At 50.1% G+C, this 15,949-nt stretch carries 9 protein-coding genes; 3 read left to right on the top strand and 6 right to left on the bottom strand.

The genetic code is table 11. From position 1 onward, the window contains the following. Positions 1-112: 112 nt before the first annotated feature. The 3 genes from MOQ67_RS24580 to MOQ67_RS24570 all read left to right on the top strand — a co-directional run bounded on the left by MOQ67_RS24580 (position 113) and on the right by MOQ67_RS24570 (position 1,478). Positions 113-508: a DUF6957 family protein gene (locus tag MOQ67_RS24580; protein ID WP_236454978.1), complete on the top strand. Its 396-nt coding sequence runs from the start codon at positions 113-115 to the stop codon at positions 506-508. A gap of 54 nt (positions 509-562) precedes the next feature. Further along, entirely contained in the window at positions 563-1,009 is a 447-nt protein-coding gene (locus tag MOQ67_RS24575; RefSeq protein WP_329605977.1) for a hypothetical protein, read from the top strand. An 88-nt stretch (positions 1,010-1,097) separates the two neighbouring features. After that, a complete protein-coding gene (locus MOQ67_RS24570; RefSeq protein WP_236454974.1) occupies positions 1,098-1,478 on the top strand; it encodes a hypothetical protein in 381 nt (126 codons plus the stop codon). Between the two features lie 610 nt (positions 1,479-2,088). Here MOQ67_RS24570 and MOQ67_RS24565 read toward each other — a convergent pair. The 6 genes from MOQ67_RS24565 to MOQ67_RS24540 all read right to left on the bottom strand — a co-directional run bounded on the left by MOQ67_RS24565 (position 2,089) and on the right by MOQ67_RS24540 (position 15,703). Beyond that, positions 2,089-4,938, bottom strand: a complete 2,850-nt coding sequence (locus MOQ67_RS24565; protein ID WP_448675646.1) for a UvrD-helicase domain-containing protein — start codon at positions 4,936-4,938, stop codon at positions 2,089-2,091. Positions 4,939-5,067: 129 nt separating this feature from the next. Further along, positions 5,068-8,316 (bottom strand): type I restriction endonuclease subunit R, encoded by a 3,249-nt coding sequence (locus tag MOQ67_RS24560; protein ID WP_448675645.1) that lies wholly within the window; start codon positions 8,314-8,316, stop codon positions 5,068-5,070. Continuing rightward, on the bottom strand, positions 8,313-10,403 hold the full coding sequence (locus tag MOQ67_RS24555; protein WP_448675644.1) for a DUF262 domain-containing protein: 2,091 nt from the start codon (positions 10,401-10,403) through the stop codon (positions 8,313-8,315). Before MOQ67_RS24555 ends, MOQ67_RS24560 begins: the two co-directional genes overlap by 4 nt. Beyond that, positions 10,396-12,054: a DUF262 domain-containing protein gene (locus MOQ67_RS24550; RefSeq protein ID WP_448675643.1), complete on the bottom strand. Its 1,659-nt coding sequence runs from the start codon at positions 12,052-12,054 to the stop codon at positions 10,396-10,398. The genes MOQ67_RS24555 and MOQ67_RS24550 overlap by 8 nt, the downstream gene beginning before the upstream one ends. Further along, positions 12,051-13,370, bottom strand: a complete 1,320-nt coding sequence (locus MOQ67_RS24545; RefSeq protein ID WP_448675642.1) for a restriction endonuclease subunit S — start codon at positions 13,368-13,370, stop codon at positions 12,051-12,053. Before MOQ67_RS24545 ends, MOQ67_RS24550 begins: the two co-directional genes overlap by 4 nt. Further along, entirely contained in the window at positions 13,370-15,703 is a 2,334-nt protein-coding gene (locus MOQ67_RS24540) for a type I restriction-modification system subunit M (protein WP_448675641.1), read from the bottom strand. Before MOQ67_RS24540 ends, MOQ67_RS24545 begins: the two co-directional genes overlap by 1 nt. Between the last annotated feature and the right edge of the window lie 246 nt (positions 15,704-15,949).

The raw sequence follows: 15,949 nt of genomic DNA, 5'->3' as shown, positions 1-15,949 counted from the left end.
TGTCATGGCAACTCCACTCCCGCTTCCTAAGGTCAAAGCCTCCATTTGGGGGGAGTTGGTAGCGACACGGGTCTGACAATTTATGAAAAATTCAGTGAGCGGGGAGGTGGACGTGGATAGTCCCATTCAAGACAGTCTGCTGGGCGATCCCGGTGTCAGCCTGATGGGTTCTGACCTAGGTCTCGAAGCCGTGATGGCTGCAGCCAGAAAGCGCTATAAATGGATGCCCTTATGCGCCGTCGAGGAGTGGATCATCCTAGACGCCATCGTCACCGACGAAGAGCGAGCCAAAGTAGCCGCCGCAGGCTGCCAACCAATGTTTATGTTTGCCCACAAAGTTGTTGACGATGAGCAGAGGCGTTTCGAGCCAGGCCATTGGGTGAGGTCGAGTATGGGTACTGCGTTCAACGACGGTTTTCTGTTCGAAACTCGGAATTCCGTCTACGTGCTGCTGGGCCCAGGGCATCGTAAGTCTGCTTCTATCGAAGCGATATTTTCCCTTTTCTGATTACCAACCGGTTCTGCTGGGCAACTGACGTGCTCCAGCAGCTTGAGGCGACACATGTTCAGAACCTTAGACAACGACCTGATAGGCGTCCCAGGAATGTTCGGGGAAGGCGTGTCCCATTGGCGTGGAGTCTCAAGGCTGCTCCGAACGCCTTGGTATCACTTAACCCTTAGCGTCGAAAACGAGGGTCGGCTCAGCGAGTGCGCGGTGATGATTGACGACACCCACCAGCTTCAGAAAATGTTGGTAAGCCAAGGTGCGGATTTAGCTATCACTGAGATTATGGCTGTGACGCCATCTTGGATGAATAAGTCCGGAGGCTGGCAGATGGAGCGGTTAACCAGAGTAACCGTAGGTGAGGACAGTATGGGCTCTGAGGTCTGCTTACTGGAAGTGGGTGAGGGGGCGGTGTATCACACCTCGCACCAGCCAGATTTCAAAGTCGAAGCGCTGACAAATCTGAGACCCATCTTTCTCTTGAGCATGATTCAAGGACATTGATGCTACCAATAATCCTGCACGGTATTAGCGCGCCTGGTTCCGTGCGGAATTCTGTTAACGCCGTACGGACTGCCACCGGAGCGCAATGATGCTGGACACTTTAGATGTAAACTTTCATGGAAAGCGCCATACAGATTTCGATCTCAAGCGAATAATCAAAGCCCAGGAGCAAGGCTTTGAAGTGCCAGTGACCGCGTACCTCTGCGGTGTTTCCATCAGGTCACGATCAGGTATCGGTGTAGTTTTTGGCCACAAGCGAAAAGACCAGTATGGGCGGTTTGGTGACGGCCATTTGATCCGTACTTCTGATGTTCTGAAAGTCGAACGCGAGGGGAGATTCTGGGTGATGACGACCGTAAATTCTCGGTACGTGCTCGCTACTTTTCAACGGGAAAATGGACGTACTAGCTTGCGCGATTACCTTCGTCTTTCTCAGGCGATTCATCAGACACCTCCGATACTGCAGTGATGTTCGGAGGGGAGTTGCCATGTCGAAGAACCTACCTCCGATCTATGGGGATATCGGTGTTAGGTTCGAGAAGTACGACACTTTGAGAACACTTCCTCTTTGAGCGGTCGCCCCCGTACTCGTGGTTCTCGCGGATTGAGTTTGTCTTTCATCAGCGTTTATTGGCGTGCCCTGCGGGCTGGCTGTCGTGAACCAAGTCCCGTGCCGGGCCTCGGCCCTAACGGGCTTCCATCCGCACGCCTTCGGCCTGTGGCCTGCGCGCTCCGCTTGCGTTACGCGAAGGGCGGCGTAGCTCACCGCATACCCAAGCAATGACGTCAGGCTGATGACAAGGCTGTGACCGAGGCAGTGAACTGTCTTTTCCGTTCGGGGTTTGAGTACAGTGTTGTCCAGTAAGGCATCCTCACCTAGATGAATACTAAGTTCTTGTGTCGGCTGGACTTGTTCCATGTTATGAGTAGCGCAAGACTGGACTCAAAGGGGCCTGGTGGATCCACTATATCTTACCGTACTCCAATCAGTGCTCCTGCCTTAAGTTCAAAATGTTCAATCTTCGTTGGAGTTGTAAGGCGAAGAGTCTAATTGGCCATGAGACTATGAAGTTTGTAGTCTAATGATTTCTCGTTTGTTTGCATTGGTCTTCTTTAATTCCGTAGCCCGTGCACCCCCAAAACTCTCCAAATGCACCTTTACGTAATTTCATGGGGCGCCCACACTTCTCACATATTTTAATTGAGAGACCACAGGCTACGTTATTGCAGGTGCTAGCACTCCGTGAGTCAACTGAGGGGGCGCGACAATTAGAGCAAACCCTTGCCTTTCCAACCTGGCAACCCCGGCCCGTACTACAAAAGTAGAATTCTCCGTACACGCCATTTTTGAGTCTGAAGTATCCATCTTGACAGTTGGGACATTTGAAGATTTTACGGTATTTATCTTGGAATGCGTTGGATGCAATATTCAATTCGTACTTAGGGCTGAGCATCTCACTAATAAAGTCAGAAGGAGCTTGTGGGTCGGCAATTATGTACAGCTTCTTCTTGGCACGCGTAATTCCGACATACAGTAGCCGCCTTTCCTCAGAATGAGGGAACGAGTCCAACGAAGGGAGTAGAGCCTCTATGATTGCTTCGTCTTTGTTTTCATTGGGGAATCCCAAGCGCCCTTGAAAGAAGCCAATCAGTACGCAGTAATCGGCCTCAAGGCCTTTTGACTTGTGAAAGCTCCAGAAGCTAATATTTGCCTGGAGTTTTGCGCTAGTTAAATTTAATTTTGCGGATTCTAGTAAATAGTTATATCGAGCAATAACTGCGATGCTGCCGTTAGTGTCATTGGCTCTGATCTTTTGAACCACCTCTTTAACTCTTTCGTATACGCCGTCTTTTCCAGTGGATTTGTCGTCAAGTAAGTATACCTGTGACTGGGTCAGCTTGATGTGGGTTTCGATATGTTTCTTATACTGCTCAGGGTTCTCCATAATAAACTGCCCTGCAGTATTGGCGATGCTATTGTTGTAGCGGAAAGTTTTTTGCAGTTTTGTCTCCGTATAATTTCCGACTAGCTCACCAAAACGAGTGGTCAGCTCTAATTTGCCGCCAGAGAAGCGATAGATAGACTGCCAGTCGTCCCCTACTACGGTCAGGGACGGTTGTGGCCCTTTTTCGATAAGGGATGTAATAAGCTCCATGCGCGCGACTGAAATATCTTGAAACTCGTCTACTAAAATATACTTCCATTTGGGGATGTATTGTTCGCTATTGATAGAATGGATTGCACGGATAATCATGTCATCGAAATCGATAGCGTTTTGATCTTTTAGTTCCTGGATATATCCTGCGTGTATGGCATCTAATATTTCTGCGATTTGATTGGGTTGGGCTATGCCTGCCTTGTTGAATCTGTCGATCATAGATTCTTTGGTCAGCCTTTCCACACGAATTGCCTGCAGCGCCTTCGTCATTAGGTCACTCCAGGTTGCAATGCGCCCTTCCTCGCGAAGCTTTTTAAGTATCTCTTCTGGATCCTTTGGCTTACAAACGATACCGTGCACTGTAAGTCTTGCCTCCAAGCCTTCAAGCAAAGTTCCTTCGATCCACTCGTAGTGAAACGTCTCTATAAGATTTGTTTCGCATTCGATATGCAGTGCCCGCTTGCTAAGCATGGACTCGTTGTACTTTGCCGAATCAATGTCGGGTCGAGTACCACCATTTCGATCTACACCGAAGTGCTCTATGTAGATGCTCGTGTCTTTGATGTAAAAATCCGGGCGGTAGTCAAAGCCGATTTCTATACGTCGCTTACTTACGTAAGGTGCTTCGTATGTGTATTCAACTCCATTTAGGTACATAAAGTTAGCAATTAAAAGCTCTTGATAGCCTTTAACCCTCTCTCCGTTAAGTGTTCTGAGTTCATTGTCCCTAACATATCTCTCGTACTCAGCCTGAGTCTTGAAATCGAAAGGGTTCGTTGGCTCAGGGAATAAGTTAACAAAGTTAAGCAGTCTTGAGTTGTCTGACTTAAGATATGTCTCCAGCCATGATGTGACCCACTGCTTGAATTTTATTTCATCTTCAGTGAAAGCGCTCATGTGAGTTGATATGCCTGAATCCCGAAGAAGCTTTCTTCCAAGCGCGTGAAAAGTTGATATTTGCGGAAGCGACTCGAGCGTAATATTGCTTTTATTAGCTTTATCACTCAATCGTTCTTTAAGCTCTTCAGCGGCAGATCGGTTGTATGCAAGTACCAAAATTTCCGAAGGTTTCGCCAATTGACGTTCAATTAGATCTAGTGCTTTAGCGACCATGACAGAGGTTTTACCAGTTCCAGCAGCTGCCAGAACCATATTCTTGTCATTGGAGCGTAAGACACCTAGGCGCTGCTCATGGGTTAAAGGATTTGATTCAACCAGATCAAAAAACGCCGCTCGATTTTCCAACTGAATTTTCTCGTGGTGCTGACGAAGAAACTCAGAAGTGACGGGGTGAAAGCTAATTATCTCCTTGATCTTACTTATATAGTTTGGTTTAAGTAAGGTGTCCCAAAGATCAGCTTGAGCGCTGTAACGACTGCTTAATGTCTTGCAAAGGTTGAAAATTAGGTCTATTCGCGAGTCCCTAGGATACTCACGAATTACATAAGTGTTGAATTCGGTGAAAACCCTGTCCAGGCGTTCGCTTATGTGTTCAGCAATAATTGTATTCAGCGTTTCAAGAAATATATCGGAGCCGTTGCTTTTAAGAAAGCGATATTTTAGAGTGGAGATGCCAGTGTTAATTATTAGAGTGCAACCCCAAAAGCCCTTTTTAAATATTGCGAACTCGGTGCTGTCGAAAATTAAATCAGACTCGAATGAGGTGTCTTTATTTAAACATATAAGTGAGTTTTTTTGTATGGATATACAGCTTTTACCTAGCATGCTGCCTATGAGGTTAAATTTTAGCTCCGCTTTGAGTTTAGGCATATGCATCTATTCTTTAGGTATAAAGTGGGGGGCGATTTGACTAAGTGTACGCTGGCAGGCTGACTCGGTGTGCTGCGTTAAATGGTAGTAATCCATGTTTAAGTTTACCCATTACTCTTAGGCGGCCGCTTACGCCTTCAAGTTAAGCAAGTCAAATATAACCTTGGCAAATTTACTGGCCTTAGCTGGGTCAGATAACAACTGCATCATTTGATTTTGGTGAGCCTCTCCACTGTCCATAATTGCGTCATCGACCGCGTTGGCAAAGTTGCCCAGTAACGCTTGCTCGGCGGTATTGTTGGCCAGTTGCTGCATCACCAACTGATTCTCACTGACCTTGTCCCGGATGGTGTAGGCGTAATTCACCATGTCTTTGTCAGTAAGCTGATCTGTCACAAATAGCTCGTTGAGCCGGTCTAGAATCTGAGAAAGCAGCTCTTCCTTTTTATCCTTCGCCTTAGCTGAACCAAGTCCCTCACCAGGCACAAGCTTATGGTCTGCTGAGTCCTCGATTAGCTTAAGGTCTTGCTGGCTGATCTTTGAGACCCGGTAATGACTGAGCAGGATACTGTCCAAGTCAATATCATCCTCGTCCACGGCGGTTTCGCGCAACATTGGGCTTAGATTGCGCGCATATAGGCTGAGCTTTTCCAGCTGCTTGTCATCGTAGTCGACGATCTGCGACATGAACTCATAGAAGCGCACGAAAGTGCCGAGATCCTTTTTGAAAATGTCCAAGGCATCCTTGGCTTGCTTGCATTCCTTCAGGTCGTTTTCCGCGTTGGCGATCAACACTGCATCCTGCGTCTTTTTAATTCGCTCAAAAATGTCCTTCGAGTGCGCGTAGGCGTCAACCGCCAACTTGTAGCTTTTCGTCCATCGCTCGACTGCTGGCTTACAAATGTTGGCAATCGCCGCGTTGCTTTTGTTTTTGACGAAGAAGGCTTCGCAGAACTGCTCAACCTCGTTCGACTTGTAAATTCCCGCCGCATTGAGCTTTTCAAACAGATCGAAGATCAAGTCTGGATTGGACACGTCGGCCAGTTCTGCTGTCTGAAAATACGGCTGGAACGAGTCGAGGATGTCTTGTGGATCGTTGAAGAAATCCAGGATAAAAGTGCCTACTGCTGCTTTGCCAGGATACGTCCGGTTCAAGCGTGACAGGGTCTGTACGCACTCGACGCCGCCGAGCTTTTTGTCCACGTACATGGCGCAGAGCTTGGGCTGGTCAAACCCGGTCTGAAATTTGTTGGCAACGATCATCACCTGATAATCATCGCTATCAAAGGCTTTGCGCATGTCACGGCCTTTGAGGAAGGGATTCATGTTGCTCTCGGTGTATTTGTTACCGATTAGGGCCACGGCGTTCGGGTCTTTCTCGTTGAACTCTACCTCACCGGAGAACGCGACCATGGCATGGATTTTTTGGTAACCCTTGTCGATGATGTATTTGTCAAAGCACAGCTTATATCGCACGGCTTCTTTGCGTGAGCTGGTCACTACCATGGCCTTGGCTTGTCCACCCAATAGGCCCATTACGTTGCTACGGAAGTGCTCGACGATTACCTGTACCTTTTGCGCGATGTTGTACTCGTGCAGGCGCACCCACTGGTTGAGTTTGACCTTGGCTTTTTTGCTTTCAACCTCCTGATCCGCCTTGTCGATTTTTTGCGCCAGGTTGTACGCCACCTTGTAGTTGGTGTAGTTCTTCAGCACATCGAGAATAAAGCCCTCTTCAATAGCCTGGCGCATGCTGTACACATGGTAGGCCTCAGGCTTGTTGGTTTTAGAGGGTAGTTCGGCGGGTTTAGGCAAACGGCCAAACAGCTCCAGCGTCTTGGTTTTTGGCGTGGCGGTGAACGCAAAATAACTGAGGTTTTTTGACGCGCGGCGTGACGCCACGGCGGCATCGAGAATGTCCTCAGAGCTGAGCTCGTCCTCACCATCAGCCTTAGCCTCAATCATCAGCACTTCTTTCAGCTGCCGCGCTGTAGAGCCAGTTTGCGAGGAGTGTGCTTCGTCGGCAATGATCGCGTAGCTGCGCTCTTTCAAGCTGACGCTGTTTTCGATGGCGCGCAGCACATAAGGAAAGGTCTGGATGGTGACGATAATAATCGGCTGTGAGTTTTCCAGCGCGGCCGCGAGCTTCTCCGATTTGGAGCCGTCACCTTCCTGATTATTGATGCGGCCAACGGCACCATCGACGTGTTCAAACTGGTTGATGGTGTCTTGTAGCTGATCATCCAGTACGGTGCGATCCGTCACCACAATCACTGAGTTGAATTGCTTGCAGCCCTGCTCGTCGTAGAGCGCAGATAGTTGATGTGCGACCCAGGCAATCGAGTTGGACTTACCGGAACCGGCGCTGTGCTGGATCAAATATTTATGCCCAGGGCCTTCATTGCGGGCGTCAGTGACCAATTTATTCACCACATCCCACTGGTGATAACGCGGGAAAATCAGGCTTTCTTTTTTGTATTTACGGCCCTGCCAGTCTTCCTTCTCTTCAATTTGTAGGTGCACAAAGTGCCCGAGAATCGCCAGCAAGTTACTGGGTAGCAACACCTCGTTCCACAGGTAATCGGTGGCGTACTGGTTAATGTCTGCCGGCGCGTCATTACCAGCACCGCCGACCGAGGTGCCTTTGTTAAACGGCAGGAAGAAGGTGTCTGCCCCCTCCAGTCGTGTGGTCATATAGACCTCGTACTGGCTCACGGCAAAATGCACCAGGGCGCCCCGCTTGAAGGTCAGCAGCGGTTCGGGCTTTTTGGTCACCGGGTCGGTGGCAAGCCGGGTGGTTTTGTATTGCTTAATGGCGTTGTGGACGGCCTGCTTGAATTCGGATTTCAGTTCCAGTGTGGCTACTGGTAAACCGTTCACAAACAACACCAGGTCGATTCGCCAGGCTTTGGCCTTGCTGCCGGTTTGTTCGAGGTGTTCTTGTGTGGCCCAAGGTGAATACACCAGCTCCGGCACCACCCGGCAGCGGTTCTTGGCATAACGCATCAAGGTGTCAGGGTTTAGCTCGTGCTCAGGCTTGAACTGGCACAGGCTGAAACGAGTACCACGGTGGCGTAGTTCGTGACGCAACACGCCTAAAGTGCCGAAGGTGCGCATCTCTTTACTGGCGGCGTTGGGGTCGGTTTTATTCAGCTGGCTGGCGACCCGCTCAAGAAAGTGCTGCCCAGGTTGGGAGGGGTATAGCGCGCAGAATCTTTGCCACTGCTCGGGCTGGGTATCTTGCACAAACCCCAGCAGGTCTTCTGGGTACAAGGCCAGTTCACGGTTGTAGTGTTCGGCTTTGCCAAGCAACCAGCCGGTACTGACCAGATGCTTGAGCATGTCGTTTTGAAACATCAGTTCGCCGGCTTTGCTCATTGCGTCGCTCCTTGCGCTAATTCTGGATGTGCATCAAGCAAGACCGCAGCCATGGCGGTTTCGTGCTTCTTCATGGCTGTATCGCACCAGTCGCTATCGTCATTTATAGAAGAAAATATATCCGCCAATTTCAATGATTGAATTATGCCTTTGTTAAGGCCCGCCCTGAACATTCCTTTTTTCTCAACGGGGTCTTTATCGCTATAGGTCGAGTTCTCGCCAACGGACAACAACGCAAGATTACCAAAGCGATCCAACTGAGTGATTTCACCTGTGTTTTTACTTTGAGGGCTGACATGTTCTACTGAGGTAACATGGCGCATACGAAAAATAGTGGTGCTACCCTTCAAAATCTCTGGTCTCACAGGTTTGTTGTCGGGATCGTCAGCATTGAACCAGCACTCCCAGAGTAAATACTCAAGCTTGTAAAACCAATAATGCGGAGTATCTGTGCCTAGGCCGTCACACAGTGCAAAGGTATCACCCACGCCCAAAATCTCCTGCAGGCTTTTGCCTCTGGCGACCGTTTGCGCATAACGTGCATCTTGCTGTGTTAGCCCATTCAGCAGGTTCTTGGCGTCATCAAGTTGGGCACCTGGCTCATATAATGCTTTCAGCGCTTCCGTCAACCAAGGCACACGGGTCAAGTCTTGACTGAAATACATCATGCTTTGCAACATGCTGATGGAGTCCCAGTGTTGGCCGGTACGCTTGGTTCGCTGATTGTTTTTGGAAGCTTCTGCTAATGGTGAGGCAATCTCCCAGCGCGTCGCCACGTGACTGCTCTCATGAACATGGCCTTTAATCATAAAATTGTCCATGAGTAGCCGACAGCGCAGCAAGCAATGGATAAACGCCTTGCACTGCGTCTTGTCACCAAACGGTTTGTGCTGATGCTCGAGGTTACTCGGAAAATGCTTGTCAAACTCAGCAAGCAGTTTTTTATGATCGACCGAAACACCCGCATGGTCACTGTTAGGTGTAGAGTCACCAACAAACAATCTCAACACATGCAGCAAAAAAACTGGAAATGAAACGAAGCTTTTATACTTCGTGGATAATTCTTCGTCAGTGTCTACAGTGTTTGTTTTTGCATTTGGGGTATTGAGTATGTGCGCTAATGTCCGTGTACCCTCTACTAAAGAGTCTGTACCGCCCTCACTTCGGGTAGTTACCTTACTCAGCAAGTGAGTTCCAATGTGGTGTGCGCTTCGCCCATAGTCGAGCTCGGCCTGTAAGCTGTTTTTAACATACCCATCAATGTCGGCGCACAGATCCCACGCCCAAGCATAAACCCGTCGCTCTATCTCTGGCAGTTGGTTGAGCAATCGCGCCTTGAGAATTTCATGTTTTTCGAGCTGCACGCCACGGCTATTCATGCTGTCAAAAAATCGATTCTTATCGGTCTCTTGATGCAGCTTGGTAACGACGAAGGTGGCCTTGGCCCATAGATAGTCACTGAATGCCTGCACTCGACCAGCGCCTGTCATACCTTCCTCTTGCTGAGGCTGGTTGGCCAGTCTGTTGAAGAAGTTGATTATCGTTTTGCGGGCAACAACCATAGCTTCGTTTTTTAACCAGCCATTGCATTCAGTGCTCGATGCGCAACCACAGTCGCATCCCCAGTTGCGCATGAAACCCGCCAATGCGTGCTTGTCTTGCTCGCGACCAGAGAAATCCAACCGGGCGACTGGTGGTTGCTTGGTACCGACAGCCATAAAGCTTCGCCACTTGAGTAACGAGTCAAGGCTTAAACCGAGCGGTGCAGTCACCAGCACGGAGGCAATAAGCCATAAGGTGGTCATGCGCTGCTGGCCGTCAATGAGTTCAAGACGGCCATCAGCAATTGGGCTGACGACCACCGCGCCGATAAAATATTCGGTGTCTGACTGCTGCTGGTAAGCCTCCCAGACGTCCTGGAGCAAGCACTCGACGTGCTGCGTCTCCCACGTGTACAGGCGCTGGTAGATGGGAATCAGAAAGGGTGTGTCCAGCGCAGGAATGTGTCCTGCGTGCTCTTCACTGCCGCTGACCATACGCTGTGCACTGTATTTATTCGCCGTAAGCTCATGGGCGCGATTAGGCATGTTGCTCATCCTTGAAGAACTTGGCGTGCAAGACAGTCGCTAAAGACGTGTGGCTATTCAAATGCGGGCTATTACCCGCTGCGTAGGTGCTTGCGAACGCCTTGAGATAACGTCGTATCACTGGCCTTTTTTTGGTTTTTTCCACCTGCGCTGGCTCAAATTTCAGTAGCGCTTGTGCCTGTTTGCCACTCAGTTTTTCGATCAGAGCCACGGCCTGCAGTGAGGATGGGCATTGCAACAGGTCGGCAAAAATTTCATTTGTTGCAAAATGATTTTCTACGGTACTGCGGCGTAACGAGCCTTCGGTAATGCGCAGGCTGAACACGTATTGATCTGCCAAGGTCGCAAAGGAGGCAAAGCGTTCATCCTCAGCAAAGCGATCCAGATAAAACACTAGCATCGCCAGCCATATTTCGATTAACCGTGAATAGCCGGCATCCTGCCCTTGCTCAACCGCACGATGGAGCTTCAGCAATCGCCCGTGTAGGGTTGCATTCTGCTGCTCTGGTTCAACGAGCGTTGAATTGCCTGACGTAATGTCCAGCGGGAAATGCTGTTTATACAGCTCGGTGTATTTGGCGATATAAAAAAAGAACTGCTCGCCGCCCAATAGCGGCTGATTCAGCTGTAACGGTAGACGCGAGACGCTGCGCTCTTCGACGGCAACCTGCGAGCCATTCACATTGACCAACGTTGTGAATGTGAACACATCGGCCTCAGCGTGGTTAGCGTCATGGCTAACATTCCAGTCGCGATAAAAACTCACGGCCGTCGGCGGCGATAGCTGGATGGTCTTAGGGCCGTCGGCTGTGGGTTTCGGTGCCTGTACGGCAAACTCCTTCACCAGTTGCAAGTCGTCCACTTTATTACCACGTTGGCGAAAACGCGTGCGCGCCAGAATCTGCTCGGTCAAGAAATAGGCCAGGCGTTGGCCGTTACCGACCTTTTGCCGCTCATACGCCTCCCACAGGTTAGAGCAGCCAATACCCACACTGGCGTCCGAGACCACGGCGCGAAGATGCCGGGCCTTGAGCAGGTCAAAATCGCTCAGGCGCTTGCCGGAGGTATTTTGGCTATCGAAAAAGGCAAAAGCTTGGTCAATCGAGGAGATGCTGATCACCACGAACTGGAGCTTGTCCAACAGCTTATCGATCTGCAACCCTTTACCGGGCTCAGTAGTCAGGTAGCGCCCAATTTGCTGAAAGTTGGCCGCCAGGTTTTGCTGCGATTGACTGTCGGGGAATTCCGCTTGCAGCAATTGTTTGACTGCTAGTGGTTCATTTTTCCCCAGCGCGTGCAACAGCAACACCAAGGTCAAACAGCGTTGCTGGCCATCGACCAGATGGTCTTTAGTGCCTGTAATCTCTGCGGGTTCTTGGTGCAGGATTATCGTGCCGAGAAACAACGGCGCTAGAGGGGAGGTTGCCTCGGCTGGCTGGAACTGCTGCTGGATATCAGCCAACAACGACGCCACTTGCTCTGGCCCCCAACAATAGCGTCGCTGGTAATCAGGGATGGCCAAAGGTCGCTCGACTAACTCCCGTAGCCTGAGAGTGGCAACTGTTACGGCCGCCTTTGCAGGCTCGCAGAGATCAAGTTCGGAGGCCGTGCAGAATACGCCCATGCCCTTACCGCCACCCCATGCACTCATGCGGCTACTTCCTTGTCGGTTTGACTGGATTGCGGCACGACCCAGTCTCTTACGTCGATTTTGCCGGTAACTGCAGCGGAGATTAGTGCGGTGCGGCGCTCAGCCAATAGCAAACTTGCATCTACGGCTTTTTGCTCCAGCTTGTCGTATTTTTCTACTAGGGTCTCTATGTGCTCTAGTATTTTGGCCTGCTCATTCATTGGGCATATTGCAACTATCCGAGTTGCCATGAGGGAAAGAGGTATTCTTGCTCTGGTCGAGCCATTCGACAGCCTGCCAGCATCCGACCAGGCACTAAAAGATAGTTGCCTTGCAACAAAGGCAGGCAGAACTTTTTCACCATCCAGTCGAAATCTAAAACAATCAGCCTTTACCATGGCTGGTGATATATCATTAGGTGCAACACATGCTCTTCCTACTGGATTGTTGGGGTCGCCAAGTCCAGCAATTAATAGATCGCCTGCAATTACATCATGGTTTGAGAGATTGTTTTTATAGTATTCTTCATCAATAAATGCTCCCTCACCCTCGTAATAGCCATCTGTTTTTATATTTTGCAGACGTATTACACGAACGCCAAAGTCTGAGTAGTGTTCTGATTTCAAGCCTGACCCGAATGGCCCGTCACATTTGCTCACAGTGATTTTACCTAGCGACAGAACCCTCCAATGCTCCGGCACTTCCCCCAACCATTCAACACCCGAATCCCGCATTTTTGCGCTTGGGTTCAAACCTTTGGTAACGGCATGGCTAATCACGGCCTGACGTTTTTCTTTTAGCAGCTGGATGAGTTGTTGTTGCTTTTCGATTAGGGTGTCGATTTTGGCGGTTTCATGATCGAGGAAGCTCGCGATTGTATCTTGATCACTCTTGTCTTTAGGTATTGCAAATATGTAATTGCCCAGATTCTCCTGAGTCATACTCGGCAAGGCTGTATTTGTAGAATACCTTCCAAACTGAATGGTCAGCGCTAAGTAATAAAGATATTTCGGAAGTATGTCTTTGTTTATTACCGTGTAATACATTGTGTCAACCGTCCAGAACGGCTCATTAATGTATAGCGGTCTATCGATTGTGCCTTTGCGGCCGAGAAGAACAGATTCTTGATCATATGTGAACTGAGAAGCGTAAGTGAATTGCCCGCCTGAACCTATGACAGGATAGCCCTCGTCAACCTCTACACTTTTATAATCTTGACCGTTCTTGATTTTCGCCATGAACTTTAAGCGTGAAAATTTCCATGTGGTTGGGATCTCTCCCAGCCACTCAATATCCGAACTCCCATATTCAGGGTACTGCTTATATCGCCCTGCCATTACGAGTGCACCTCTTGTAGCAACTGCATAATCTCAGCTGATACCGCATCCAGATCCGCATCGATCTCCAGCAAGCTCCGTGGCGATTGGTACTGGTAAAAATGCCGGTTAAAGGGAATTTCATATCCAACGATACCGATTTCCTGATCCTTAGCGTCTTTTTTACTCGCATCGATCCAGGCATCGGGCACGTGTGGCTGCACCTCTTTAAGGAAGTAGGCCTCATTAATGGCGTTAACGCTCTGGCTCGGGTCAAGTGCGACGTTTTCGTTGTCGCGTAGATCGCTATCGGTTTGGTACTCCAGCACCTCGCCGTCGACGGCGAACAAGCCATATAGGGGATTGGCTTTCGCCTTGTGAACTTTCTTGATGACCTTGGCGGCGGATGGGTTCTTCCAGCTCACCGCATCGATAATCTGCTTTTTGTCTTTGGCATCCAGAGTAATACCTTGTTGCTTGCAGGCGGCCTTGATCGCGTCATCAAACGTGTTCATGTCGTCGTGCTGGGCAGTGCCGATGCTGGCCTGCAGGCCTTGCGCCTTGGCTAAAAGCCGCTTCTGATCCAGCCATGTTGTTCTGTTGAGCAAATCCTTGATGTGCTTCTCTTTCAGGTCGGCGAAGTGCAGTTTGAAATAACGGCGAATGGCGTCTTCATGTGCGCTCAGGTCACCGTAACGCTTACAGGTGTCATCATCGCTCCAGTCCTCACCCTCTACGGCGCTGTACTCTTGGTAGAGCCATTTCATGGCACTGTTGAGGGAGCCGGGGGCGAAGCGACATTCAGCGATGCGTGTGTCACTGAACTGGTAGGACAGACGCAAGGGCCGCTCAATGCTGATGCGACGATAGCCGAACTCATAGCTGTTGAAGATCTTGCTAGCGAATGTCTTGGCTGCCTCAGCTTTCGGGTTGGCCGCTTGACGGCCGCGATTGCTTTTCTGTGCGGCTTGTTTGTCCAGCTCATAGGCATCGATTGCAGCAAAACTGCCAAAGGCTCGGATCACCGTGGCGATATCGCTTTCATCCATTTCATTACGTTTGGAGCCAAGTGATTTGCGCATCTTTCCGCACAAGTTGACGCCATTGATTAGCTGTACCTTGCCCCTGCGCTCTGCAGTTTTTTTATTCGACAGCACCCAGATATACGTCGAGATACCGGTGTTGTAGAACATATCGGTGGGCAGCGCGACGATGGCTTCGAGCAAGTCGGTTTCTAGAATGTGGCGGCGAATTTCTGATTCACCCGAGCCAGCACCGCCGGTAAACAATGGCGAACCATTGAGGATGATGCCAATGCGTCCGCCGCCGTGAGAGCCGTCTCGAAGCTTGCTGATCAGGTGCATTAAAAACAATAACGAGCCATCGCTGACCCGTGGCAAGCCCGCACCAAAACGGCCGTTGAAGCCTTTTTGCGTGTGCTCGTCATTGATGTCGTGCTCGATCTTTTTCCAGTCCACGCCAAAGGGTGGGTTGGAGAGCATGTAGTCAAATTCAGTTGAGTACAGCTGATCATTCGACAGGGTGTTACCGAGCTTTATGTTGCTGACGTCTTGGCCCTTGATCAGCATGTCGGCTTTGCAGATGGCGTAACTCTCGGGGTTGAGCTCCTGGCCATAGGCGCGCATTACGGCCTGTGGGTTGAGCTCATGCACGTACTCCATGCCCGATGAGAGAAAGCCGCCAGTGCCGGCTGTTGGGTCGTAAATGGTGCGAATGATGCCGGGATTGGTCAATGCATCATCGTCTTCCATAAACACCAGGGAAGTGGTAAGGCGCACGATGTCACGCGGGGTAAAGTGCTCCCCAGCGGTGTCATTCGAGCTTTCCGCAAATCGGCGAATCAACTCTTCAAACACTAGGCCCATGTCGTGGTTGGAAACAGCCGCAGGGCTTAAGTCCGTCTTCCGTACCTTCTGCACAACCTTGTAGAGCAGGTTGGCATCGTTCAGTTGCCCGAGAAACTCGGTGAATTTGAAGTGTTCGAAGATTTCCCGTGCGTCTTTGGAAAAGCCCTGCAGATAGGACTCAAGGTTAGCCTTAATACCGGATTCACCGAGCTTGGATAGATCCATTTTCGAGGAATTGAAAAAGGACAGACCACCGCTAGCGCGCAGGAGTAGTTTTTCCTGGGCTTCTTCGGAGATATTGAGTTGCTGGACGCGTGCATGCTCCACCAGAACCGCCGCTTTGCTTGCCTCCAATACGCACTCGAGGCGACGCAACAAGGTGAACGGCAGAATGATGCGACCGTACTGGCTTTGCTTAAATTCACCACGGAGTAAGTCGGCTAAAGACCAGATGTAGGCTGCTAGGTTGTTGGAGGCTTGCGACATTCGTTGAATTTCCTTGCGATGCTGTGCAGTTGTTGTGACGGTACCCGCACGATTGAAAAGATTTGGCGGCATTATGCTGCAACGGCAGCGCTTCGCTGAGTCTGAGGCTGAAATTCGATGAAAGCCGAGCGGCTCCTGGTGAAAAAGAGGGAAGAACTGGCGCTACGAGCTTGGCATACCGCTACAAGCCTACGCGAGCTGAATCAGCACCGCCCGACTGTAAGTTTAGGGTCTGAGGTCAGCCGG

This window comes from Pseudomonas sp. LY-1, from assembly GCF_053502595.1.
This window is presented reverse-complemented; position numbering and strand designations above follow the sequence as displayed.

Excerpts from the sequence above, each read along its gene's own strand:
- MOQ67_RS24545 (WP_448675642.1), bottom strand. The coding sequence starts at position 13,370 with ATGGCAGGGCGATATAAGCAGTACCCTGAATATGGGAGTTCGGATATT.
- MOQ67_RS24540 (WP_448675641.1), bottom strand. The coding sequence starts at position 15,703 with ATGTCGCAAGCCTCCAACAACCTAGCAGCCTACATCTGGTCTTTAGCC.
- MOQ67_RS24555 (WP_448675644.1), bottom strand. The coding sequence starts at position 10,403 with ATGCCTAATCGCGCCCATGAGCTTACGGCGAATAAATACAGTGCACAG.
- MOQ67_RS24560 (WP_448675645.1), bottom strand. The coding sequence starts at position 8,316 with ATGAGCAAAGCCGGCGAACTGATGTTTCAAAACGACATGCTCAAGCAT.
- MOQ67_RS24575 (WP_329605977.1), top strand. The coding sequence starts at position 563 with ATGTTCAGAACCTTAGACAACGACCTGATAGGCGTCCCAGGAATGTTC.
- MOQ67_RS24550 (WP_448675643.1), bottom strand. The coding sequence starts at position 12,054 with ATGAGTGCATGGGGTGGCGGTAAGGGCATGGGCGTATTCTGCACGGCC.
- MOQ67_RS24565 (WP_448675646.1), bottom strand. The coding sequence starts at position 4,938 with ATGCCTAAACTCAAAGCGGAGCTAAAATTTAACCTCATAGGCAGCATG.
- MOQ67_RS24570 (WP_236454974.1), top strand. The coding sequence starts at position 1,098 with ATGCTGGACACTTTAGATGTAAACTTTCATGGAAAGCGCCATACAGAT.